Source organism: Gemmiger qucibialis (assembly GCF_027689445.1).
Classification (GTDB): Bacteria; Bacillota; Clostridia; order Oscillospirales; family Ruminococcaceae; genus Gemmiger; species Gemmiger qucibialis.
Window position 1 is genome coordinate 65232 of sequence record NZ_JAQFEN010000011.1, and the last position, 21793, is coordinate 87024.

Here is a 21793-nt window from a genome sequence, read left to right on the forward strand (position 1 = left end):
TGGTGGAAGTTAACGGGCTCGAACCGCTGACCCTCTGCTTGTAAGGCAGATGCTCTCCCAGCTGAGCTAAACTTCCACATGGAGCGGCCGACGAGGCTCGAACTCGCTACCTCCACCTTGGCAAGGTGGCGCTCTACCAGATGAGCTACGGCCGCACATGTTTCAATCGCTTCAAGCGACGTTTGTTATTATAACCGACCTTTCCCAAAAAGTCAAGGGTTTTCTTGCATTTTGTTCCACATTTTTTCAAATCTTTTTTCCTTCCCGATATCCAACTCGCGGGCTTTTCCCGTTACGTTTTTCTCCCTCGTTTTGTTGCCTGGGCCTCGCAGCGGATTTCTACATTTGCATCGCTATTCTTATTATGTTGCATCCTATACTCTTTCCCTGCATCCTCGGAAGCAAATAAACTGTTGCCTTTTCTATTCTTTTTTTAGGGCAACACCGCACAATTCCCGCCTTGCGGCTTAAGCACCGCTCCGGCAGCTGCGGCACGGCATCTGCGTTGCCAAAATGCTCGATAAGACATCCAGTATTATCTGCGCTTTTGGCTTGGCATCTGCCGCACCTCGCTTGCCGTATCGGCACTTAGAATTATGCGGTATTGCCTTTAATTTACGAAAAATACAAGGAAACAATTGAGCTTGTCTTTGCAGATGCAAAAGACAAGCTCACCATGCGCTATACCCACATGAGAGGCCTGACATGCGCTACGCAATGGGTAAGACTTAAATTTGTTACCATGAATCTGAAAAGGCTTGCAAGCTGGGCGTGGAAGCGCCTTTGTTTGCAAGCCTTTAGGAAACATTTCTGAATTTTTGAGGCTGCGGTTGGCTGTTGCGTGGCTTGATGATGAACTCTTTTGACAAACTAACAACATATGCTTTACTCCTGATTGCATATGAAATGTGCACCAAATAGCTGGGCAGCAATTGATTGAGAGATTCTCTTTGAAGATTCCTCAGTTGGTTGTTGTTCGGCTATTTTTTAGCCTTCAGGAAGCCTGCTCCCGCAAAAAGGAGCAGGCTTTATGTTTGTCCGTTTTTTTGTGGATGCTCCAAACAGTTAAATATCCGCAGCGTTCCAAGCTCCCGGCTTTTCACACTTTATCAAAAGTTTTGAAGTTACACATGAGTTTCAATACTGTCCCAATCCTTTGGCTTGAAGGACGTGCAGGAATGGTTAGGGCATCCTGATATAAAGATGACGGCGAATATTTACGGACATTTGGATACCAAAAGAAAGCAAGGCATTGCAGCAAATATGCAGCGACCTTTGCCTGCTGGATAAAATCGGTTAGAACTGGCCCTATTTTCACCGCAAAAAAGCAAAAAAATAGAACCGCCAAGTTCTTTCAAACTTAGCGGTTCTGCGTTGAAAAACTCAGCTCACTGTTTGGTCCGAGTGGCGAGAGTCGAACTCACGGCCTCTTGAACCCCATTCAAGCGCGCTACCAAAACTGCGCTACACCCGGTCGAACGTGGGCTGCTGTCATCAACAGGTATTATTATAACAGGATTTTAAAGAAAGTCAAGCTTTTTTCTAAAAAATTTTGATTTTTTTCGTATTTTTTCTTTTTCCGTTTTCTTTTCATCGTTCTGCCATACTTTTTGCCTGCTGGCAGCAGCTCACCTGTTTATAGTGGCTGCGTTTTCATGCAATTAGTGCCTGCATCAGGCCTTTGTGTTCTCCTGCTGCAGCTGGCTCTGCGCTTTTTCGGGCAGCAGGTTCGTCATACTCTTCAGGCTGATGCCGATGGTGGAAAGATTATGCAGCATAGCCGAGGTTGCCGGCTGCAAAATGCCCAGTGCGCCCAGAATGATCAGGGCAGAGTTAAAGCTCAGCACAAAGCGATAGTTGCTCGCCACACGGCGCTGCATGGCGTTGGCAATGCTCTTGAGCTGCACCAACTCTTCCAAGCTGTCGGCTTTGATGGTAATATCGGCAATTTCGCGTGCAATGGCTGCGCCAGAGTTGATGGCGATGCCAACATCGGCAGCAGACAAAGCCGGTGAATCGTTGATGCCGTCGCCGATCATGACAACGGTATGCCCTTCTGCCTTTGCTTTTTGGACATACTCTGCCTTATCTTCCGGCAGAACCTCCGAGAAATACTGATCAATGCCTACCTGGCGGGCAATCGCGGCTGCGGTGCGGTCACTGTCACCGGTCATCATCACAGTGTTGGTGACACCGATGGCGCGCAGCTGGCGCAGCACATGGCGTGCTTCGGGGCGCAGCGGGTCCGCAATGCAGATAACGCCCACCAGCTGGCCGCAGGCAGCCAGATACAGGTGCGAATGTTCCGGTTCCAGATCGTCAAACTTCTGCTGTTCCGCAGCGGGAATGACGCACTTTTCATCCTCGAACACAAAGTGATGGCTGCCGATCACAACGCGCTCCCCGCGCACGCGGCTTGCAATGCCGTGGGCCACAATGTACTCTACCTCGGTATGCATCTCCTCGTGGGTAATGCCGCGCTCCTTGGCAGCACGCACCACGGCGTTTGCCATGGAATGCGGGAAGTGCTCTTCCAGGCAGGCGGCCAGCTTGAGAACTTCCTCCTCATCACACCCGGAGAACGGCACAACCTTGACCACTTTAGGACTTGCATGGGTCAGGGTACCGGTCTTATCAAACACAATAGTATCCGCCTTGGACAGGGCTTCCAGATACTTGCCTCCCTTGACGGTGATGTGGTAGGAACCGCATTCACGCATAGCAGACAGCACGGCCAGCGGCATGGAAAGTTTAAGTGCGCAAGAGAAATCGACCATCAGAATCGAGATTGCGCGGGTTACGTTGCGGGTGAGCGCATAGGTCACGACCGTACCAGCCAGACACCACGGCACCAGGCGATCCGCCAGCTCCAGGGCGTGGTTTTCCGTGCCGGACTTGAGCTTTTCGGACTCTTCGATCATAGATACGATCTTATCGTAACGGCTGGCACCATCCACGGCGTTTGCAGCAAAAACGCATTCGCCTTCCTCAACAACAGTACCTGCATAAACTGTCGCACCCGCAATCTTGCGTACCGGCATTGACTCACCGGTCAGGGCCGCCTGGTTGACCATAGCTTCGCCCTCGATCACGGTGCCATCCAGCGGCACCATGTTGCCAGAACGCACAATGATCTCGTCCCCCGCCTTGACCTTGGTGATGGGCATCAGAACTTCGGTCCCCTGACTGCGCACCCAAACACGGTCAACGTTCAGGGACATGCTGCGAGCCAGATCATCCAGGCTCTTTTTGCGTGTCCATTCTTCCAGCAAAGCGCCCACATTGAGCAGGAACATAACAGAACCGGCGGTATCAAAGTCACTGCGCAGCAACGATACACCGATAGAAAGTGCATCCAGCACTTCCACTTCCAGCTTGCGATGCCACAGGCAGATCAGACCACGGCGGATAAATTCAATTGCTTTGAACACCGTGATAACGGCCTGCACCGGAGCAGGCAGAAACAGCTTGCGGAACGCACGGAACACCACCAAGTTGACAAAACGTTCCTGGTATTCCTGGTTGATCTTACGGCTGTCAGCCGAAGTAACCAGTGAATCCAGTTCCGGGTTATCAAACTTATAATGGCTCAGCACCGTTACTGCACCCGCACGGCTGCCCTTATATTGGATCAGAACATCGCCGGTGCGTTCATACACTTTGGCATGTTCAATGGCTTCCGAATGGTTCAGGTATGCTTCCAAAACATCTGCACGGTGCAGGGTCATACGCACGGCATTTACATGCACACGCATACGGCCGCGGCTTTCATGTAAAATTGTACATTTCATAGTTGTATTTCCTTATTCAGCTTTCCCAACTGCCAATTCTGGCACAGCGATAAAGGCATCATCCGTTCAGCCGCTGTGCCCCACCACATAAAAAGGGCCGCCTGCAGGCGGCCCAAAAGAAGCAATTATTCTGCGGCGCTTTCAGCAGCGTCATCAGCGATAACTTCCTGTTCAGCTGCGGCTGCGCGGGCTTCGTTGATGGCCTTTGCATCTGCCAGAATGTCGCCAGCCTCTTCCTGAACGCGGCTGACCGTCTCCATAGTGCAGTCCTTCATACGCAGAACGGCTGCGGTGGTCTGGGTATAGACCTTCTTAGCGTCCTTGCTGGCCAGGATTTTGAAACCAGCGGAGCCAAACAGCATACCACCAACAAAAATTGCTACCTTCTTTACGTTCACCATAATACGTTGAACTCCTCTCTATTGATTCGACATTCCCAGGGGGTGCAAGCTGCTGCATACATTCCCCGGCTGCAATTGGCGATGTTTCGCAAGATTAACTTCTTGCAAAAATCCTTATTCGCAAGTATAACGTATTTTACACTTTTTACAAGTGCATTTTGGATAAAAAATGTGCCGTCTGGTTTTATTTTTGAAAATTCTATGTTCCACGTTCCACCATTTCGCCCAGTTTCAGCCCACCGCTGCTGTGCGTTTTGCTGCGCTGTAATTCCACATCAGGCAATCGTTTTTTCTTCCGGCAGCTGGTCGGTGCGCACGCGGCGGCATTCCCGCGGGGTAATGCCTTTTTCGCGCTTAAACATTGCCGCAAAACGGCTGGGACTGTCGTACCCAACCCGCTGTGCGATCTCCAAAATGCTCAAATCCGTTGTGAAAAGCAGCTGTTCCGCATGCTGCACACGGCAGCGGCGCAGGTAAGTATTGATTGGCAAGCCGTACACCTGTTTGAACGCCCCTTTCAGCGAAGTAAGAGAGATATGATACCGCTGCGCCAGTTCCGCCTGGGTTACGCGGCTATCGAGATGTTCCACCAGATACTGGTGCACCTGCTGCACACACTCGGCCTGTTCTTTGTACAGATAGGCCGAAGCTGTGGACATGGTTTCCGGTTCATTCACTTTCTGGCTGCGGCTCATTTTCTTCCACCTCCGTTTCGGCAAAGAGCGCACCAAAATGTTCCCTGTAATCCCGGTCAGGAAGCGCTGCAATCAACGCCAGCGCCGCATTGCGCCGTTCATCTGCACTGACCGGGAACGGATATTCCGGCATAGCGGCAAGGGTTGCATCCAGCAAGCGGCCGTAGTAGTTTACGGTAAACGCACCGCGGTCCGTCAGATAAATTTTGCCATAGTGCCGTTTTACCACCATACCATTCCGCATGAGAATGTTCAGGATATGCACAACCGAGGGTTTGGTAACCCCCAGTGCACTGGCAATCTGACGGGAAGATACATCCGGGGTTGCTGCAGCTGCATTGCTGATTGCAAACAGATATCGCAGGTGGGCATCGCTCAATGCCATGTTCATCACTCCATATCAAGCAGCCCGCACCATAGTGCAGCTGATAAAAAATGCGGCGGACCGCGGGCATTGCTGCCTGCGGCCCGCCGCGCTGGGATTCAGGAAAATTTTAACTTCCTTAAGTTTTAATGTACCTGACTTGCGTTAGCCTTTGCCTTTTCTTCGGCAATCCGTTTGAACTTTGCAAGCTCTTCTGCATTTTCTTTGCAGGAGCCATTGCAGCCACCGGAGCAGCCACACTCACCGTGGCAGCTGCCACCGCAGTCGCAGCCAACGCCGCCATGCTTGTGAGAGTGCCACACAATCAGGCCCGTGCCCCCAAACACAATAACTGCACCAATAATGGTAGGCAGATTAAAATTTGTGGCCAAGAAATCCATCATAGCGAAACACCTCTCTTATAAAAGGAACATCAAATTGTCAGTGATTACTTGGAAGCAGCAACCTTCTTGACATCAATCTTAACTTCGTTATCATTCAGGTACTTGTTGGGGCGAACCAGCATGTAGATGGTAAACACAATGATAGCGACAGCAACGATGGTGAAAATGTTGAAGCCAACTTCGCCGGTGATCAGGCCGCCGATCTGGTAAACAACCAGAGATGCACAGTAGGCCAGCAGGCACATATAACCAATGGCGATAGCAGTCCACTTGCCGTTGTTCATTTCACGCTTGATAGCGCCCATAGCTGCGAAGCACGGTGCGCACAGCAGGTTGAAGATCATGAAGCTGTAAGCAGAGATTGCGGTGTAGTCGTTTGCAACTTCGCCCCAAATTTCGTCGCCGTTCTCAGACAGCTCGCCGCCGAAGTGATACAGAACGCCAAGGGTACCAACAACGTTCTCTTTTGCGATCAGGCCGGAGATGGAAGCAACGGTTGCACGCCAGTTTCCGAAGCCCTGAGGAGCAAAGATCCAGGCGATTGCACTTGCAACGGCTGCCAGGATGGAGTTGTCCTGATCTTCGACCATGCCGAAGACGCCATCCTCAAAGCCGAAGCCCTGCAGGAACCACAGAACGATGGTGGAAGCCAGAATGACGGTGCCGGCACGCTTGATGAAGGACCAGCCACGCTCCCAGGTTGCACGCAGAACGTTGCCCCATGCAGGTACGTGGTAAACAGGCAGCTCCATAACAAACGGAGCAGGATCACCAGCAAACAACTTGGTCTTCTTCAGGATGATACCAGAGATGATGATGGCCGCAAAGCCGATAAAGTAAGCAGAAACAGCAACCAGGCTGCTGCCGCCGAACAGGGCACCTGCAAACAGGCCGATGATGGGCATCTTAGCGCCGCAGGGGATGAAGCAGGTAGTCATGATGGTCATACGACGGTCACGCTCGTTCTCGATGGTACGGGAAGCCATAACACCCGGAACGCCGCAGCCGGTGCCAACCAGCATGGGGATGAAGCTCTTGCCGGACAAGCCGAACTTGCGGAAGATACGGTCCATGATGAAAGCAACACGGGCCATGTAACCAATGTCTTCCAGGATGGAAAGCAGGAAGAACAGAACCAGCATCTGGGGAACGAAGCCCAGAACCGCGCCGACACCGGCGACGATGCCGTCCATGATCAAGCCGTACAGCCAGTCAGCAACGCCAACGCTCTCCAGGAAACCGCCCAGTGCATTGGGAACGATCTCGCCGAACAGAACATCGTTGGTCCAGTCAGTTGCGAAGCTGCCGATGGAGATACCGCCATCTGCAATGGAGGTACCCATGGACAGCGCGTACATGAGGAACATGATCAAGGCAAAGATTGGCAGAGCGAAGATACGGTTGGTAACAACCTGGTCGATCTTATCGGAAACAGTCAGGTGCTCAACGCGAGCTTTCTTTCTGACAGCCTTCTCAACAACAGTGTTGATGTAAGCATAACGCTGGTTGGTGATGATGCTCTCGGCGTCATCGTCCATTTCCTTCTCGCAGTCTGCGATGTGCTGGTCAATGTGGTCAACCAGCGCCTTGTCCAGCTTCAGCTCCTGCTGAACCTTGTCATCACGCTCGAACAGCTTGACGGCGTACCAACGCAGGAAGCGGTCATCAACCTTGCCCTGGATGGACTCTTCGATATGAGCGATGGCATGCTCAACGCTGCCAGTGAACACATGGGGCAGCTCGCCAGCCTTGCCAGACTTTGCAGCGGCAACAGCCATCTCAGCAGCCTTCATGCTGCCTTCGCCCTTCAGTGCGCTGATCTCAACAGCCTGGCAGCCCAGCTCTGCGCTAAGCTTCTTCAGGTCGATCTTATCACCATTCTTGCGGACCAGGTCGATCATGTTGACGGCCATAACCACAGGAATGCCCAGCTCAATCAGCTGGGTGGTCAGGTACAGGTTACGTTCAATGTTGGTACCATCAATGATATTCAGGATGGCATCAGGCTTTTCATTGACCAAGTAACCACGGGCCACAACTTCCTCCAGGGTGTAGGGGGACAGGGAGTAGATACCGGGCAAGTCCTGAATGACAACGTCCTTCTGACCTTTCAGGCGACCTTCCTTCTTTTCAACCGTAACGCCGGGCCAGTTGCCGACATACTGGTTAGAACCGGTTAAGTCATTGAACAGGGTAGTTTTACCACAGTTCGGGTTACCGGCTAGTGCAATTTTAATGCTCATTGCGTTACCCTCTCTTCTCTAGTTGGAATCAAACCAATTCGATCATTTCTGCGTCAGCCTTGCGCACGCTCAACTCGTAGTTGCGCACGGTCAGCTCCATGGGGTCACCCAGGGGGGCAACCTTGCGGACATAGATCTGAACACCTTTGGTGATGCCCATATCCATGATGCGGCGCTTGACAGGGCCTTCGCCGTGCAGCTTGGCAACGGTGACAGTCTCGCCGACTTTCGCGTCTTTCAGAGTTTTCATTTTTATCCTCCTCACAATATCTCTATCGGGAAGCCGCTGGATAAGCCGCAGCCTCCAAAACAGCGGATTGGCGCTGTTTTAACCAATCATAATGCGGTTTGCCATGGTTTTGTCCAGTGCAATGCGGCTCTCTTTTACCTGAATGATCAGGTTGCCCGCAATTTCGTTCACAACGGTAACCGTTGCGTCCACAACAAACCCCAACTCAGCCAGGTGCTGGCGAACTTCGTCTTTACCAGTGATTTTTTTGATGGTGACAGTTTCGCCTGCTTTTGCCATCGTAATCGGCATCATCGTTTCATCCCCCAACGTCCAAATTGCTTTACGCTTATAACGTTCCGTTCTGTTTTTTCTGCATCTTGCACAGGCGCAAAAAAGCCAGAGTTTGACCCTTAATCCCCTGTGATCTGCCGCTTCCCGGCCACCCGCAGAAGATTAGCAGGTGCTAACTCCTTTGAACATTTGCAGTTTACCACTGCTAACCTGCAATGTCAATAGTTTTGAAGTCGTTCAAAATTAGTTTGTGCTAACCGATAAGTCGTGGCTAACTTTTTCACACTTTTTAAGGCAATTTGCACAAAGGGCGCTGCGTCATTCAGGCATTTTATGACCTTTGCCCCTTCTTTTGAGAGGAATATGCTGTATTCTCTCCGCTTGACAAATACCCATTGGGTTGGTATGATGAAGCCGTTATGAATTGCCGCCTGCCCTTTGGGTCAGTTTGGTTTAGGATACGTAACCTGTTGCAGAAAGGATGAGTTTAATGGTTCAAATCACTGTTGGGGTAGATGGAATGGCATGCAGCATGTGTGAAGCACATGTTTCTGACGCAATCCGCAAGGCATTCCCCGTCAAAAAGGTAACCGCCAGCCACACCAAGGGCCAGGCTGTTATTGTAGCCGAAAACGAAATTGCTGAGGCTGACATCGCTAAAGCGCTGGAACCGACTGGCTACCGCATGGTCAGCTATAGCTGCGCGCCTTACCAGAAGAAAAAGCTGTTTGGTATTTTTGGCTGATTGCCCAATCCGTGCGCTTCATCATCCGGCAGAGCACTACCCGGTGTTCTGCCGGATTTTTGTTTGTCTTTTCTATCTTATAACAGCCCTGATGATAAACTGTAAAAAGCAAACGGCAGTGAGCCGATGCCTTTTTCTCGGTATCGGTTCCCCGCCGTCATAATGCTATTTGCTCAAGGTGTAGTGAGCACCTCCGGGCACTTTGCTCAGCAGACTGCCAGCTTTGCGCCCAGAGCGTTGCAGGCTGCGATTGCATCGTCGTCCGGTGCTTCGTTTGCCATAACGCCAGGTTCTTCCTGCATCACAGCGCCGTCTTCCTTGCAGCGTGCGCACCAGTCTTCCAGCCACTGGCCAGAGCCCCAGCCGTAAGAACCGAACAGAGCAACCTTCACACCAGACAGGCTGCCTTCCAAGTCAGCGAACATGGGTTCAAATTCGCCTTCCTCCAGCTGCTCTGCGCCCATAGCGGGGCAGCCGAAAGCAACTGCACCATAATCGGCCAGCTTTGTGCTATCAAATTCTGCGCAGGTCAGCACATCGGCTTCGCCGCCAGCATTCTTAACGCCCTCTGCCACAGCCTGAGCCATCTGCTCAGTATTGCCTGTGCCACTCCAATAAACGATTGCTACCTTGTTCATAATCAAACATCTCCTTTATTATATTTTAAGGCAATACCGCATAATTCTAAGTGCCGATACGGTGAGCGAGGTGCGGCAGATGCTAAGCCAAAAGCGCAGATAATACTGGATGTCTTATCGAGCATTTTGGCAACGCAGATGCCGTGCCGCAACCATCGGAGCGGTGCTTAAGCCGTCAGGCGGGAATTGTGCGGTATTACCTTAACATGGGCGTACGCCCATTATATCAAACGGCTACTGCGAGCCGGGTGATCGGTGTACCGCTCTGGAAACAGCGGAGATAAACTTCAGTGCATTTGCGGAAGCGTTCAAACGTCTTTTGTGCTGCAGCGGGGTCGCCATAGCATTTCCAGTAACCGCAGAACGTATAATTTTTGCCCTTGTTTGCCACAAAGCCAACGACATCTTCCAGCGGATAACCAAGGAAAACGCCAATCTCATGCGGGAACTCTGCTTCGCAGCAAAGGCACCGGGAAAGATGATCCAAGCATTCCTGCAAGCCGCCCTGAGGGTAACCTTCCCGCAGCAGGTACTGTTGCACATCCGGCTGCTGCAGGCTTTCTTCCAGGCTCTTTGCGCGGTAGACATAAACCAGATAGGCGTGGGTGACGGGGCATTCCTTGATGATAGAAACCGTAACGCCTTTGGGTTTTAGCTCGGCCGCCCAGCGCTCCGCCATGGCGTGCATGGCGCTTGCATCGGGTTCAACCCAGCGGAAGAGGTTTGCCACTTTAAGTCCCGCCAGAACAGGAGCACACTGCGTTACAAACGAGGTTTCAAAATTACGCTGCATGGTGTACCCTCCTGTTTTGACCGCATAATTAGTTTGCGCTAACTTCAAACCATTAAAAATTCCCGCCGCCATTGCTATGTTTATGCAGAAAGTACGGGATATTCGTTGATTAGGATTATCTAACCAACGCAGTTAGAATACCATATCTTCCCCATGGTGTCAAGGGGCCTTCCCAAACATTTTGCTTTTATTTCTTCTTGGCTACAAATTAGGGCAACACCGCACAATTCCCGCCTTACGGCTTAAGCACCGCTTCGGCGGCTGCGGCACAGCATCTGCGTTGCCAAAATGCTCGATAATACATCCAGTATTATCTGCGCTTTTGGCTTAGCAGCTGCCGCACCTCGCTCGCCGTATCGTCACTTAGAATTATGCGGTATTGCCTTAGAACGATAATAAAAGAAATGCCAAAAAAATAAAACCTCCAGCCTGTTTTGTCGGCTAGAGGTTTGTATGCTTCTCTTCTGTTTTTCTTTCGTTATTGTCCTGCGCTTACACCTGCGATTTTTCAATCAGCTCGCGGGCGTTGGCAAGGCTGAGGTCTGTAACTTTATCGCCGGAGATCATGCGGGCTAACACCTGCACGCGGCCATCCAGATCCAGCGGATGGATCTCAGTGAAGGTCCGGTTGTCCCGCACCTTCTTTTCAATCAGCAGCTGGTTATCGGCAAAGGCAGCGATCTGCGGGGTATGGGTGATGCACAGCACCTGATGGCCGCTGGCGGTCTGCTTCAGCTTTTGGCCAATACGCCCGGCGGCAAGGCCCGAAACACCGGTGTCGATCTCATCATAAATAACAGTCGAAATCGCATCTTTATCAGCCAAGGCGCTCTTGAACGCCAGCATGATACGAGAAAGCTCGCCGCCGGAAGCGATTTTAGCCAACGGCTTGGGCTCCTCGCCGGGGTTGGTAGAAATCAAAAATTCAATGTTATCCTGTCCTGCGGAAGCTAATGGGCCGCGCTGATGGCGCAGCACCATACGCACGCCGGGCATGTTCAAAAATTCCAGTGCTTCCCGCATTTGGCGGTTCATGCTTGTAAAAGCTTTCAGGCGAGCTTGGGTCAGCGTTTCCGCTGCAACCTTGGTCTGGCGGTACAATTCTTGTTTGCGCTGGGTCAGCTCTGCAATGCGCTTGCCGGAGGACTGGTACCCTTCCAATTCTTCGGCCGCCTTATCCCGCCGAGTCAGCAGTTCTTCCACACTGGCACCGTAACGCTGTTTCATGCGGTAAATCTGGTCCAGCCGTTCTTCGATTTGATCCAGCTCCCCCGGGTCAAAGTCATAACCGTCCAGGCGGTCGGCGAGATCGGTGGCCAGCTCCCGCGCACCGTAATACAAATCGCTCAGGCGCTCGCTGAGCGGTGCCAGGCTCTCATCCAGGCGAGCGCTTTCGGCCAGCTCATTGACCACACTGCCCAGCAGATCCGCTGCGCCCATCATTTCGCCGGAATCATCACCGGAAAGCGCCTGGTGCGCCGCCGTCAGACCATCCAGAATGCCCTGTGCGTGCATGATGACCTTGCGGCGCTCCATCAAACGTTCTTCCTCGCCTGCGGTCAGCGCAGCGGCATCAATGGTATCAATCTCTTCCGAAAGCTCTGCGATCCGGCGCTGCTTTTCTTCCTCGCTGGAAGTCAACGCATCCAGCGCACGCTTTGCCGTGACAAGAGCGCGGTACAGCGCATGGTAAGCGGCATACTCTGCCCCATCCTGCGCGTACTGATCCAGCAGGGCCAGATGGGTTGCCGGGTTGGTCAGGCTGGTGCTGTCGTGCTGGCCATGGATGGTCAGCAGCCCAGCGGAAATATCCCGCACCACGCCGGCGGTAGCGGGCATACCGTTAATACGGCAGCTGCCTTTTCCGTCCGCGCTGATCTCGCGGTACAGCAGCAGGTCATCCTGGGCACCATAGCCGCATTTTTCCACCTGCTCCCGCACATGGGCCGGGATAGATTCAAACGTGGCCCAAATGCGTGCCTTGGGCGCACCGCTGCGCACCAGATCACGCGAGGTACGGTTGCCCAGAATGGCATTGATGGAATCGATCATGATAGATTTGCCGGCGCCGGTTTCGCCCGTCAGCACATTCAGGCCCGGGGTAAACTGTACTTCGGCTTTTTCAATCACGGCAACATTTTCAATTTTCAGCTCCGCAAGCATGGATGCTGCTCCCCCTCCGGCGGTTTAAGTGTGGCGTACCGTATAGCGCTGCAGCTGGCGGGTGATCTCAGCAGCGTTTTCCTCGGTGCGCATCAGGATAAAAAACGTATCATCACCGGAAAGTGTACCAACAACACCTTCCCAGGTTTGAGCGTCAAAAACTTCACAGGCGGCATTCGCCATGCCGGAAAAGCATTTGACCAGTACCATATGCCCAGCATAGTCCACCTTGAGCACAGACTCCCGGAAAATGGTTTCAAACCGGTTGGGTGAATGAGCCACCTTGCCGTTGCCGTTTGCCGGCATATAGCGGTAGCCGCCCTCCCCCGTTGCAGTTTTTACCAGGCGCAGTTCCCGGATATCACGCGATACCGTTGCCTGCGTTACATCAAAACCGGCACGGCGCAGATGTTCGAGAAGATCCTCCTGCCGGTCAATCGGATATTTTTCAATCAGGTCCAAAATTGCCTGATGGCGCGCACTTTTCATTGCAGAGTCATCTCCTCATCAATTTTGTTTCTATCGCACGGAACTGCTCGGTTTCGTCAAAGGTAATCAGCCCCAGCTGTTCCACTGCCGTGGTAATGGTCAAACTTTCGCCCGGCTGCAAATCACAGCGGGAATGGCTGTCCGCACTGGCGTACACGCTGTCACGGTTGGTTGCTTCCGCCACCACCGTCAGGGTACGGCTAGCCGAAAACACCAGCGGCACCGCGTGGATGCTGTGCGCACAGACCGGGGTAAGCACCATAACCGCCGCACAGGCATCCAGCACCGGCCCACCTGCGGAAAGCGAGTAAGCCGTGGAGCCCGTGGGTGTTGCGATGATCACCCCATCGCTGCGGTAGCGGCTGACAAAAGCGCCATCGCAGTAGACGGTATAATCCATGGGGTGCAGGCGGGAATTGCCAAACAGCACCACGTCGTTCATAGCAACCTGGTGCCAGTTATGGGCCGGGGCATCCGCACGCAGCAGGTTGCGCGGCTCAATGGTATACCGCCCCGCAGCCAGGCGGGCCAGCTTTTCCGGCAGCTCTGCCACCTCGCAGGTAGCCAAAAAGCCAATGCGCCCCAGGTTGACACCCAGGACCGGCTTGCTTTGGGCAAGGCAGTCATGGGCGATGCGCAGCAGTGTGCCATCCCCGCCAATGGTGATAACCTGTTTTGCCTGGGCCAACGCCTGCTGCTGGGGCAGGAATGCCGCCTTGGTATCCACCAATTCCCCAGCCAGCTCATCCGCCAGCAGGGCATGGATGCCGTGTTGATCCAGCAAAGCGATCACCTGACGGGTAACGGAAAAATCGGTATCTTTGATTCTGTTTGGAAAAAGAAAAACGGACAAGCTCTTTTCCCCTTTCCGGGTATGGTTTCAAAGTAACAGGAACGCAGCTTTTAAGGTTCAGTGCAGGTTGGGGGCTTTATCCAGCGCCGCGTGAGCGTTGGCAACCGTCTGTTCGATCAAGCCTTCCGGCAGCGGCTGCGGATCCTGGCTGTGCTGGACATACATCAAAAATTCAATGTTGCCCTCCGGCCCCTTAATGGGCGAAAAATCCAGTCCCGCCGGGGTAAAGTGGTTCGCCATGGCGTAACCCTGCGCCATATGTAGCACCTCGGCATGGGTAGCGGGTTCCCGCACAACGCCTTTTTTACCTACTTTTTCGCGTCCGGCTTCAAACTGGGGCTTCACCAGACAGACGCCGACGGCATCCGGCGTACAGATAGTATCCGCCACCGGGAAGATATGTTTGAGCGAGATAAAGGAAACATCCACGCTGAAAAACGCGATTTTGTCCCCCAGCATATCCGGGGTAACATTGCGGATGTTTGTGCGCTCCATATTGACCACGCGCTCATCGGTGCGCAGGCTCCACGCCAGCTGGCCATAGCCCACATCCACGGCGTACACTTTGACTGCGCCATTTTTGAGCATACAGTCGGTAAAGCCGCCTGTCGATGCGCCAATATCCATGCAGACCTTGCCATCCGGCCGCATGGGGAACACCTGCATGGCTTTTTCCAGCTTGAGGCCGCCGCGGCTGACGTAACCGATATCATGGCCGCGCACTTCCACTTTGGCGTCCTCAGCAATCATTTCACCGGCTTTGTCCACTTTCTGCTCATTGACAAAGACAATACCGGACATGATCAGTGCTTTGGCGCGCTCCCGGCTTTGGGCATAGCCGTTTTGGCAAAGGTATTGATCCAGACGAATTTTCATTGATGAACAACCTTTCGGTTCACTTATTTCAGTTACGGGTCAACATATCCTGGGCCAGAGTATGAGCATCCAAGCCCTGGTCCCGGCGCAGCTGCGGCACTGTGGCGTGCAGCAGATGGGTGTTATCTACCCCGCGCAGGATAAAGCGGCCCTGCCAGCCTGCTGCCTGCAGGGCAGTGCAAAGCTGCTGGCCAATACCGCCCGTTGCCACGGATTCCTCTGCAAACAGGATGGTTTTATAGTTGGAAAGCTGGCGGCAGAGACCATCCGGCAAGGGATAAACCTGCACCAGCTTACAGCAGTCCGCTGCCATTCCCTGGTGGCGCAGCAGTTCCGCCGCGGCAAGAATCTCCTCGGTTTCAGCGCCATAACTGACAAGAACGGTATCGGCCTTGTCCGCACCGCACAGCATATCATAGGGTTTGCCGGTGCATCCAAGGGCCGCCAGAGCCGGCTTTTCTTCTCCGCGGGCATAACGGATGGCGCGGGGGCCGCGCATGGTTTTGACCAGTGCTTCCAGCCAGTATTCCAGTTCCGCATAGTTGCACGGAGAATACACCGGGATGCCGATTTGGCTGAAATAGCCGGTATCATAAATGCCCTGGTGGGTCTCGCCATCGCCCGGCACAAGGCCAGCACGGTCCACGGCAAACAGCACATCCAGATGCATCAGGTTCACATCATGAATCATCTGGTCATAAGCGCGCTGGAAGAAGGTGGAGTAGATAGCCACAACCGGCAGCATGCCTTGGCTGGCAAGGCCCGCCGCAAAGGTTACGGCGTGCTCTTCCGCCATGCCAACGTCAAAAAAGCGTTCCGGAATGGCGTGGTAGAAGAAGTTCAGGCCAGTGCCGTATTTCATAGCTGCCGTAATGGCGCACAGGTTAGGCACTTCCCTGCCCAGGGCCGCCAGCTTGTTGCCGAAGCGGTTGGAGAAAGAATCCTTGGGCGACATTTCCGGATTTGTCAGGTGATCCAGATCAAACGCGGAAACGCTGTGGAACTCGCCGGGGTTTTCTTCCGCCGGTTTCAGACCCTTACCCTTTTGGGTGACAATATGCAAAAACACCGGGGAATACTGTTCCTGCAGGTTGGTAAAGATCCGGGTCAGCTCGGTAACATCGTGGCCATCCACCGGGCCAACGTACTGGAACCCCATTTCCTCGAACATTGTGGAGTGGTAGATGCCGCGGCGGATGATCTTTTTCCCTTCCTGCAGCACCTCTACCAGAGCAGTGCCCACTGCGGGGATACGCTCCAGCGCGGTTTCCATATGAGCCTTAACCCGGAAATACTTTGGGTCTGTGCGTAGTTTGGTTAGATAATTTGCCATCTGACCGACATTTTTGGAGATGGACATTTTGTTATCGTTCAGCACCACAATCAGGTTGTTCAGGTTGCTGACGTTGTTCATGCCCTCATAGACCATGCCGCCGGTGAATGCGCCATCCCCGATGATGGCAACGACCTTGCCGGGTTCTTTTTTCAGCTTTTTGGCGCGTGCCACACCGATGGCGGTGGAAAGCGCCGTGCTGCCGTGCCCCGCAATAAAGGTATCACAGTCGCTTTCCTGCGGGGAGGGAAAGCCCGAAAGGCCGTCCACCTGGCGCAAATGGGCGAAGCCCTCCCGGCGGCCGGTCAGCAGCTTGTGGGTATAGCACTGGTGACCGACATCGAACAAAATTTTATCCTGCGGCAGAGTCAGCGCACGGTGCAAAGCCACCGTAAGTTCCACCACGCCCAAGTTGGACGAAAGGTGCCCGCCGGTAGAGGAAACACTTTCAATCAAAAAATTTCGGATATCCTCACACAGAAGCGGAAGTTCCTGCTGCGGCAGTTTTTTTACATCCCCGTTTTTCTGGATTTTATCCAGATAAGGATATTTCATGATCACATACCTCGTTTGCTCTGTTTTTACACCATTGGCATCAAAAGGCCAACAGCAATGCCAAAAATGGCACCTGTAAGAACCTGGATAGGGGTATGACCCACCATCTCTTTCAGTTTTTTATCTCCCAAAAAGGGCATGGCATCTGATTCACGATCCATCCATTCGCTCAGCATGCGGTTCAGAATCTTGGCCTGCTCGCCCGTTTCCCGGCGCACACCCATTGCGTCATACATTACAATAATGGCCAAAACCAGCGCCAGGGCAAACTCCGTGGAGCCTGTGCCGCAGTAGCGCCCGGTGGCAACCAACAGCGCACATACCGTTGCGGAGTGTGCACTGGGCATGCCCCCTGCGCCCCACAGGCGTTCCGGGATAAATTTGCCAAGGATAATCAGGTTCAGAATCACTTTGGTGAACTGTGCCAGCAGCGAGCTGATGACCGCCGTTACCAGCACATAATTCCAGCTCAGCGCTTCGCGCAAAAGCGTCATCATGGTAGTTTTCTCCTCACACCGGGCCAAACAGGCGGGTTCCCGGCAAAGCTGCCAGGCAGTGGGCCGCACCGCCTGCCCTGCTGTAATATGTTACTTGCTGCGGGTCAGCAGCTCCACTGCCATCTCGCGCAAAAAGTCTGCTTCCGGGCCAAGATCCGCCAGGGCAGCCAGGGCAGCATCATTATGCTGCTTTGCCAGGCTGCGGGCGCCTTCCAGCCCATACAGGGTGATAAAGGTCGTTTTGTCGTTTTCGGCATCGCTGCCAACAGGCTTGCCCAGTTCTTCCGTCGTGGCGGTCACATCCAAAATATCATCCACGATCTGGAACACCAGCCCCAGCTCCGCGGCATAATGCTGCAGGGCAGTGCACAGGGCATCGTCCGCCTGAGCGGCATCGCAGCCAAGGTCCACACCGGCAATAATCAATGCGCCGGTCTTGTGGGCATGCAGTTCCAGCAGCTCGCTTTCGCTGGCGTGCACGGTTTCGTAATGCTTATCCAGTTCCTGGCCATACAACATACCGCGTGCCCCGGCTGCTTTGGCCAGGTGAGCCGCCGCCTGCACCCGGCTTTGGGGGTGGGTCGGCGCGTTGGCAACAGCTTCAAAGGCTGCTGTAACCAGGGCATCCGCCGCCAGCAGGGCGGTTGCTTCGCCATATTGCTTATGGCAGCTCAGGCGGCCGCGGCGGTAATCATCATTATCCATGCAGGGCATGTCATCGTGAATCAGGGAATAGCAGTGCAGCATTTCCAGCGCCGCGGCATAGTCGGCTGCAGCTGCGGTATCGCCGCCCGCCAGCTGGCAGGCAGCCAGCACCAGCACGGCGCGCACACGCTTGCCGCCGCCCAGCAGGCTGTAACGCGCTGCCTGGCTGATTTGGGCTTTTACCGGCAGATAAACATCGCACAGTTCGTTCAGGCGCTGCTCCGCCTGCTGCACAAAGGCTTTATACTGCTGTTGATAACGTTCCTGTTCCATGGGGAAAAGCCTCCTTATCCTGCGGGTTCACTCATCCGCGCTGGGCTGTGCCAGCGATGCGTCGATCTCTTCGATCTGTAATTTTGCCTTGTCCAGCGCCGTGTTGCAGTACTGGATCAGCTGGGCAGCTTCGGCATACAGTTTAACGGATTGGTCCAGCGTTGTGGTTTCATCCTGCATTTTTGCCAAAAGCTCCTGCAGGCGCTGGAGCCCTTCTTCAAAGGTTTTAGGTGCTCTCATCGGTTTGCTCCTTTTCAGGGTTCCCCTGAGTGGGTGCCACGGCATCCACCGTACACTGTGCGGCTGCATTGCTGCCGATAACAGTGATCTTCTGCCCCGGCTTCAGATGTTCTGTTGTCAGGCAGCGGCCGCGGGCATCCGCGACCATGGTATAGCCGCGTGCAAGGACTGCATATGGATTCAGTGACGCTGCCACCGCAGCAGCGGTGTGCAGCCCCTGGGTGCAGGCAGCTGCCTTTTGGGCTGCAACGGCCTGTATCTGTGCTGTCGTTTGCCGCAAAAGCTGCGCACGGGCGTCAATTCCTGTTTTTTCGTTCTGCATGGCTGCAGCCGGGGAAATGATGTTGAATTTATTATAGCACATTTCCAGGCGGGACTGTATATTTTTTTGAATATTTTGTTGTAAAATGAATATTTCGTGCCGCACCTGTGCCTGATCCGGCACGCAGAGTTCCGCCGCTGCGGAAGGTGTAGGAGCACGCAGGTCAGCCACATAATCCAGAATTGTGGTATCAATTTCATGCCCGACCGCAGAAACGACTGGCTTTTTACAGGCATAGGCTGCGCGGGCAATGCGTTCACTGTTGAACACCCACAAATCCTCTTTGCTACCGCCGCCGCGGGTGATTAAAATTATATCCGGGCGCGGGTCTGCATCCAGGCGGCGGATGCCATCCACAATGCTCTTTTCCGCTTCCAGCCCCTGCACACTGACGGGGGCCAGCAGCAGTTTGACCATCGGCCACCGCCGCGTGATGATGTGGATCACATCCTGCAATGCCGCACCGGTTTTGGATGTGACCAGCCCGATACACTGCGGCATAGGCGGCAGCGGGCGTTTGTGGTCAGCATCAAACAGGCCTTCGGCAGAAAGCTTTTTCTTCAGCGCATCAAAGGCCATCTGGGCCGCACCGGCACCAAAGGGGCGCATATAATCGCAATACAGCTGGAATGCGCCGTCCCGCTCATACAGCGTTGCCCGGCCATACGCCAGCACCAGCATGCCGTTTTCCGGCGCAAAGCCCAACAGACGCGCTTTATCTCGGAACATCACACACTTGATGGCGGCGTTTTCATCTTTCAGGGTAAAGTAGCAGTGGCCACTTTTGTAATGGCGCGTAAAGTTGGAAACCTCGCCGCAGACGATGAGGTTATTCAGTGGTTCGCACTGCTCCAGCACCTGTTTAGCCAGCAGGTTCAGGGTGGTTACATTGATGTATTCGGCCATGCATTGATCTCCCTTGCCGCCAGGATGGACACGCCGATGGCATTATCGCTGGCAAACTTGCCGGGCACAAAATAGGCGTACTGCATCCGTTTTGTGATATAATCCCGTACGATCTCGCTGCTCATCACGCCGCCTGCAAACACCACGGGCAGACCGGGGTTCCGCTCCAGGGCAGCGGCGGCCATGCGGCGCAGGGTTTCTGCCACGCAGAGCAGGCAGTACTTACTGACATATTCCGGGCTTTTGCCCTCTGCCAGCAGCTTTTCGCACTGGTTCTGCAAGCCGGAAAGGCTGCAGGTTGTGCCGCGCACGCTGACTTTGGGTTTGATGTTCTCGGTGCAGGCTGCCGCCAGCCGGCTGACATAGATGCCCGCCGGGAACGCATAGCCCAGCCGCACGCCAAGGCGGTCCACTGCCTGGCCCGCGTACAGGTCGCTGCTGGTGCCAATGCAGGTAATGCTGTCCGGCCCCTTGCAGTGCAAAAGGTCAGTGGTTCCGCCGGACACATGGAACACCAGCTCTTCTTTGCCGAACAGGTCTGCCCCGCTGGCCGCAAAAAGGGCCGCGGAGATATGCCCCTGCTGGTGGGTCGTTTGAACCAGCGGAATGCCTTTGGCCGCGCAGAACGCTGTGGCCGCACTGACGCCCGCCAAAAAGCATGGCATATAGGAGCCATCCACCGGGCGGGGCCTGGCGGATACGCCGACAGCTTCGATCTGCGTCAGGTTCACCTTTTGGCCCAGTTCTGCCAGTATTTCCGGCAGGGCGGCGGTATGGTGGAACAGCGCATCGCTCTGGCGCAGGCCCAGTTGACCCTCCCGCACGGGCAGGAAGCGTTTGCAATCGCAAACAACCTCTCCGGCGTTTGTGTCAAACACGGCCAGAGAGGTTGCGTAATTGCTTGTATCGATGCCCAGCGTTCTCATTCTTCGGCGGGCTTATCCTGCGCCCGTGCCACGGTGCCAAGCAGGCCGTTGACGAACTGATAGTCCTTGTCAGAGCCATACTTTTTGACCAGTTCAACGGCTTCGTTGATGGCAACGCTGGTCTTTTTTTCTTCGCCGTACATCATTTCAGCCAGGGCCACACGCAGGGCTACCAGGCTGACACGCGGAACGCGGGCAATGGTCCAGCCTTTGAGGTTTGCACGGATCACATCATCAATTTCTTCCGAATGGGCTTCCATATCGCGCAGAATGCGCAGGGAAAACTCATCCAGCGGATGCTCGTGGCTTTCGGGCTGGTTCAGCAGCACCGGCTGCGGATCATCCGGGTGGAAGGTTGCGGAAAAAGCCGCAAGAAAAGCATTTTCGCGTGCTTCGCGGCGGGTAAGATTCTGTTCCATTGTCACTATTCCCATCTTTCAATTATTTATGCTGGTCTGCGGCAGGCTCTTCCAGCCCGGCAACGATCACATCCACACGGGAAACCGTAATGCCGGTCATATTCTGGATGGTCTGCTTGACGTTTTCCTGCACTTTGGCGCAGACAGGCATAATTTTGCTGCCGTACTTGGCAATTACATGCACCTGCACCACAGCAACGCCATCGCTTAAATCCACCGTAACAGGCTTTTGCAGGCTGGCTTTGCTCAGCAACCCGCGCACGCTCTGCATGCTGCCGGAAGAAACATCGGCCACGCCATCAATTTCCAGTGCGGCCAGTTTGGCGATCTTGGCTACGACCTCATTGGAGATCTGCAGGCTGCCATCAATGCTGTTGCGTACATCCATAGCTCTATCCTCCCGCTGCCGGGTAAGCCGGCAGAATTGAATGGTTGTGATATTTGTTAATAGCTTACCACAATTTTGTACTGTTTGCAAGCAGTGTACCGTGGCTAACAGCCCGCCCGCAAAATAAAATCCAGCGGAGCCAGGGCGAGGGATAGAACATGAGATATTCCCTGCATGAAAATGCACCTGCCCGGCAGCAAAAAGCCAGAGCAAATGGCCGAAAACAACCGTTCCGCTCTGGCTTTCTGATT

The 21793-nt window shown here is 54.0% G+C and carries 24 protein-coding genes and 3 tRNA genes; 2 read left to right on the forward strand and 25 right to left on the reverse strand.

What is annotated here, in order from left to right; genetic code table 11:
• Positions 1 to 76: transfer RNA gene (locus PG062_RS13035), tRNA-Val, on the reverse strand.
• A gap of 3 nt (positions 77 to 79) precedes the next feature.
• A tRNA-Gly gene (locus tag PG062_RS13040) sits at positions 80 to 155 on the reverse strand.
• 449 nt (positions 156 to 604) lie between these two features.
• On the opposite strand from PG062_RS13040, the gene PG062_RS13045 reads away from it, so the two are divergent.
• Positions 605 to 814 (forward strand): transposase, encoded by a 210-nt coding sequence (locus tag PG062_RS13045; RefSeq protein ID WP_270752578.1) that lies wholly within the window; start codon positions 605 to 607, stop codon positions 812 to 814.
• A 582-nt stretch (positions 815 to 1396) separates the two neighbouring features.
• On the opposite strand, the gene PG062_RS13050 is transcribed toward PG062_RS13045, so the two are convergent.
• The 9 genes from PG062_RS13050 to PG062_RS13090 all read right to left on the reverse strand — a co-directional run bounded on the left by PG062_RS13050 (position 1397) and on the right by PG062_RS13090 (position 8442).
• Positions 1397 to 1474, reverse strand: a tRNA-Pro gene (locus tag PG062_RS13050).
• A gap of 199 nt (positions 1475 to 1673) precedes the next feature.
• Entirely contained in the window at positions 1674 to 3791 is a 2118-nt protein-coding gene (locus PG062_RS13055; protein ID WP_270752579.1) for a heavy metal translocating P-type ATPase, read from the reverse strand.
• 125 nt (positions 3792 to 3916) lie between these two features.
• Entirely contained in the window at positions 3917 to 4192 is a 276-nt protein-coding gene (locus tag PG062_RS13060) for a DUF6110 family protein (RefSeq protein WP_114000709.1), read from the reverse strand.
• A 275-nt stretch (positions 4193 to 4467) separates the two neighbouring features.
• Entirely contained in the window at positions 4468 to 4887 is a 420-nt protein-coding gene (locus PG062_RS13065) for a helix-turn-helix transcriptional regulator (RefSeq protein WP_114000710.1), read from the reverse strand.
• Positions 4862 to 5272, reverse strand: a complete 411-nt coding sequence (locus PG062_RS13070; protein ID WP_270752580.1) for a metal-dependent transcriptional regulator — start codon at positions 5270 to 5272, stop codon at positions 4862 to 4864. The genes PG062_RS13065 and PG062_RS13070 overlap by 26 nt, the downstream gene beginning before the upstream one ends.
• Before the next feature lie 125 nt (positions 5273 to 5397).
• Positions 5398 to 5655, reverse strand: coding sequence for a hypothetical protein (locus tag PG062_RS13075; protein ID WP_242979596.1), 258 nt, complete (start codon positions 5653 to 5655; stop codon positions 5398 to 5400).
• Positions 5656 to 5699: 44 nt separating this feature from the next.
• Positions 5700 to 7898, reverse strand: coding sequence for a ferrous iron transport protein B (feoB, locus tag PG062_RS13080; RefSeq protein ID WP_270752581.1), 2199 nt, complete (start codon positions 7896 to 7898; stop codon positions 5700 to 5702).
• Positions 7899 to 7926: 28 nt separating this feature from the next.
• Positions 7927 to 8148, reverse strand: a complete 222-nt coding sequence (locus PG062_RS13085; RefSeq protein WP_114000713.1) for a FeoA family protein — start codon at positions 8146 to 8148, stop codon at positions 7927 to 7929.
• Between the two features lie 78 nt (positions 8149 to 8226).
• Positions 8227 to 8442 carry a FeoA family protein gene (locus tag PG062_RS13090; RefSeq protein WP_114000714.1) on the reverse strand — a complete coding sequence of 72 codons (216 nt, stop codon included), beginning with the start codon at positions 8440 to 8442 and terminating at the stop codon, positions 8227 to 8229.
• 469 nt (positions 8443 to 8911) lie between these two features.
• Here PG062_RS13090 and PG062_RS13095 point away from each other — a divergent pair, with 469 nt between their 5' ends.
• On the forward strand, positions 8912 to 9166 hold the full coding sequence (locus PG062_RS13095; RefSeq protein WP_270752582.1) for a heavy-metal-associated domain-containing protein: 255 nt from the start codon (positions 8912 to 8914) through the stop codon (positions 9164 to 9166).
• Between the two features lie 206 nt (positions 9167 to 9372).
• Here the strand turns inward: PG062_RS13095 and PG062_RS13100 are convergent, their stop codons facing one another.
• The 14 genes from PG062_RS13100 to PG062_RS13165 all read right to left on the reverse strand — a co-directional run bounded on the left by PG062_RS13100 (position 9373) and on the right by PG062_RS13165 (position 21542).
• Entirely contained in the window at positions 9373 to 9804 is a 432-nt protein-coding gene (locus PG062_RS13100) for a flavodoxin (protein ID WP_270752583.1), read from the reverse strand.
• Positions 9805 to 10030: 226 nt separating this feature from the next.
• A complete protein-coding gene (locus tag PG062_RS13105) occupies positions 10031 to 10597 on the reverse strand; it encodes a DUF3793 family protein (protein ID WP_270752584.1) in 567 nt (188 codons plus the stop codon).
• A gap of 492 nt (positions 10598 to 11089) precedes the next feature.
• Positions 11090 to 12760, reverse strand: a complete 1671-nt coding sequence (gene recN, locus PG062_RS13110) for a DNA repair protein RecN (RefSeq protein ID WP_270752585.1) — start codon at positions 12758 to 12760, stop codon at positions 11090 to 11092.
• Positions 12761 to 12784: 24 nt separating this feature from the next.
• Positions 12785 to 13249, reverse strand: a complete 465-nt coding sequence (locus tag PG062_RS13115) for an arginine repressor (protein WP_114000719.1) — start codon at positions 13247 to 13249, stop codon at positions 12785 to 12787.
• 7 nt (positions 13250 to 13256) lie between these two features.
• Complete coding sequence (locus PG062_RS13120) at positions 13257 to 14102, reverse strand: NAD(+)/NADH kinase (protein WP_270752586.1); 846 nt, start codon at positions 14100 to 14102, stop codon at positions 13257 to 13259.
• 57 nt (positions 14103 to 14159) lie between these two features.
• Complete coding sequence (locus tag PG062_RS13125; protein WP_270752587.1) at positions 14160 to 14978, reverse strand: TlyA family RNA methyltransferase; 819 nt, start codon at positions 14976 to 14978, stop codon at positions 14160 to 14162.
• A 28-nt stretch (positions 14979 to 15006) separates the two neighbouring features.
• Positions 15007 to 16866 (reverse strand): 1-deoxy-D-xylulose-5-phosphate synthase, encoded by a 1860-nt coding sequence (gene dxs, locus PG062_RS13130; protein ID WP_270752588.1) that lies wholly within the window; start codon positions 16864 to 16866, stop codon positions 15007 to 15009.
• A 26-nt stretch (positions 16867 to 16892) separates the two neighbouring features.
• A complete protein-coding gene (locus PG062_RS13135; RefSeq protein ID WP_309439759.1) occupies positions 16893 to 17363 on the reverse strand; it encodes a divergent PAP2 family protein in 471 nt (156 codons plus the stop codon).
• A gap of 90 nt (positions 17364 to 17453) precedes the next feature.
• Positions 17454 to 18341, reverse strand: coding sequence for a polyprenyl synthetase family protein (locus tag PG062_RS13140; protein WP_114000964.1), 888 nt, complete (start codon positions 18339 to 18341; stop codon positions 17454 to 17456).
• A 27-nt stretch (positions 18342 to 18368) separates the two neighbouring features.
• Entirely contained in the window at positions 18369 to 18581 is a 213-nt protein-coding gene (gene xseB, locus PG062_RS13145; RefSeq protein ID WP_270752589.1) for an exodeoxyribonuclease VII small subunit, read from the reverse strand.
• Entirely contained in the window at positions 18568 to 19809 is a 1242-nt protein-coding gene (xseA, locus tag PG062_RS13150) for an exodeoxyribonuclease VII large subunit (protein ID WP_270752590.1), read from the reverse strand. Before xseA ends, xseB begins: the two co-directional genes overlap by 14 nt.
• Positions 19788 to 20735 (reverse strand): tRNA (adenosine(37)-N6)-threonylcarbamoyltransferase complex transferase subunit TsaD, encoded by a 948-nt coding sequence (locus PG062_RS13155; RefSeq protein WP_270752591.1) that lies wholly within the window; start codon positions 20733 to 20735, stop codon positions 19788 to 19790. The genes xseA and PG062_RS13155 overlap by 22 nt, the downstream gene beginning before the upstream one ends.
• The gene (gene nusB, locus PG062_RS13160; RefSeq protein ID WP_114000968.1) at positions 20732 to 21154 is read right to left on the reverse strand and encodes a transcription antitermination factor NusB; all 423 of its coding nucleotides are present in this window, start codon (positions 21152 to 21154) and stop codon (positions 20732 to 20734) included. The genes PG062_RS13155 and nusB overlap by 4 nt, the downstream gene beginning before the upstream one ends.
• A 22-nt stretch (positions 21155 to 21176) precedes the next feature.
• Positions 21177 to 21542 carry an Asp23/Gls24 family envelope stress response protein gene (locus tag PG062_RS13165; protein WP_270752592.1) on the reverse strand — a complete coding sequence of 122 codons (366 nt, stop codon included), beginning with the start codon at positions 21540 to 21542 and terminating at the stop codon, positions 21177 to 21179.
• Positions 21543 to 21793 lie beyond the last annotated feature (251 nt).

Excerpts from the sequence above, each read along its gene's own strand:
- PG062_RS13055 (WP_270752579.1), bottom strand. The coding sequence starts at position 3,791 with ATGAAATGTACAATTTTACATGAAAGCCGCGGCCGTATGCGTGTGCAT.
- PG062_RS13060 (WP_114000709.1), bottom strand. The coding sequence starts at position 4,192 with ATGGTGAACGTAAAGAAGGTAGCAATTTTTGTTGGTGGTATGCTGTTT.
- PG062_RS13065 (WP_114000710.1), bottom strand. The coding sequence starts at position 4,887 with ATGAGCCGCAGCCAGAAAGTGAATGAACCGGAAACCATGTCCACAGCT.
- PG062_RS13070 (WP_270752580.1), bottom strand. The coding sequence starts at position 5,272 with ATGGCATTGAGCGATGCCCACCTGCGATATCTGTTTGCAATCAGCAAT.
- PG062_RS13075 (WP_242979596.1), bottom strand. The coding sequence starts at position 5,655 with ATGATGGATTTCTTGGCCACAAATTTTAATCTGCCTACCATTATTGGT.
- feoB (WP_270752581.1), bottom strand. The coding sequence starts at position 7,898 with ATGAGCATTAAAATTGCACTAGCCGGTAACCCGAACTGTGGTAAAACT.
- PG062_RS13085 (WP_114000713.1), bottom strand. The coding sequence starts at position 8,148 with ATGAAAACTCTGAAAGACGCGAAAGTCGGCGAGACTGTCACCGTTGCC.
- PG062_RS13090 (WP_114000714.1), bottom strand. The coding sequence starts at position 8,442 with ATGATGCCGATTACGATGGCAAAAGCAGGCGAAACTGTCACCATCAAA.
- PG062_RS13095 (WP_270752582.1), top strand. The coding sequence starts at position 8,912 with ATGGTTCAAATCACTGTTGGGGTAGATGGAATGGCATGCAGCATGTGT.
- PG062_RS13100 (WP_270752583.1), bottom strand. The coding sequence starts at position 9,804 with ATGAACAAGGTAGCAATCGTTTATTGGAGTGGCACAGGCAATACTGAG.
- PG062_RS13105 (WP_270752584.1), bottom strand. The coding sequence starts at position 10,597 with ATGCAGCGTAATTTTGAAACCTCGTTTGTAACGCAGTGTGCTCCTGTT.
- recN (WP_270752585.1), bottom strand. The coding sequence starts at position 12,760 with ATGCTTGCGGAGCTGAAAATTGAAAATGTTGCCGTGATTGAAAAAGCC.
- PG062_RS13115 (WP_114000719.1), bottom strand. The coding sequence starts at position 13,249 with ATGAAAAGTGCGCGCCATCAGGCAATTTTGGACCTGATTGAAAAATAT.
- PG062_RS13125 (WP_270752587.1), bottom strand. The coding sequence starts at position 14,978 with ATGAAAATTCGTCTGGATCAATACCTTTGCCAAAACGGCTATGCCCAA.
- dxs (WP_270752588.1), bottom strand. The coding sequence starts at position 16,866 with ATGAAATATCCTTATCTGGATAAAATCCAGAAAAACGGGGATGTAAAA.
- PG062_RS13135 (WP_309439759.1), bottom strand. The coding sequence starts at position 17,363 with ATGATGACGCTTTTGCGCGAAGCGCTGAGCTGGAATTATGTGCTGGTA.
- PG062_RS13140 (WP_114000964.1), bottom strand. The coding sequence starts at position 18,341 with ATGGAACAGGAACGTTATCAACAGCAGTATAAAGCCTTTGTGCAGCAG.
- xseB (WP_270752589.1), bottom strand. The coding sequence starts at position 18,581 with ATGAGAGCACCTAAAACCTTTGAAGAAGGGCTCCAGCGCCTGCAGGAG.
- xseA (WP_270752590.1), bottom strand. The coding sequence starts at position 19,809 with ATGGCCGAATACATCAATGTAACCACCCTGAACCTGCTGGCTAAACAG.
- PG062_RS13155 (WP_270752591.1), bottom strand. The coding sequence starts at position 20,735 with ATGAGAACGCTGGGCATCGATACAAGCAATTACGCAACCTCTCTGGCC.
- nusB (WP_114000968.1), bottom strand. The coding sequence starts at position 21,154 with ATGGAACAGAATCTTACCCGCCGCGAAGCACGCGAAAATGCTTTTCTT.
- PG062_RS13165 (WP_270752592.1), bottom strand. The coding sequence starts at position 21,542 with ATGGATGTACGCAACAGCATTGATGGCAGCCTGCAGATCTCCAATGAG.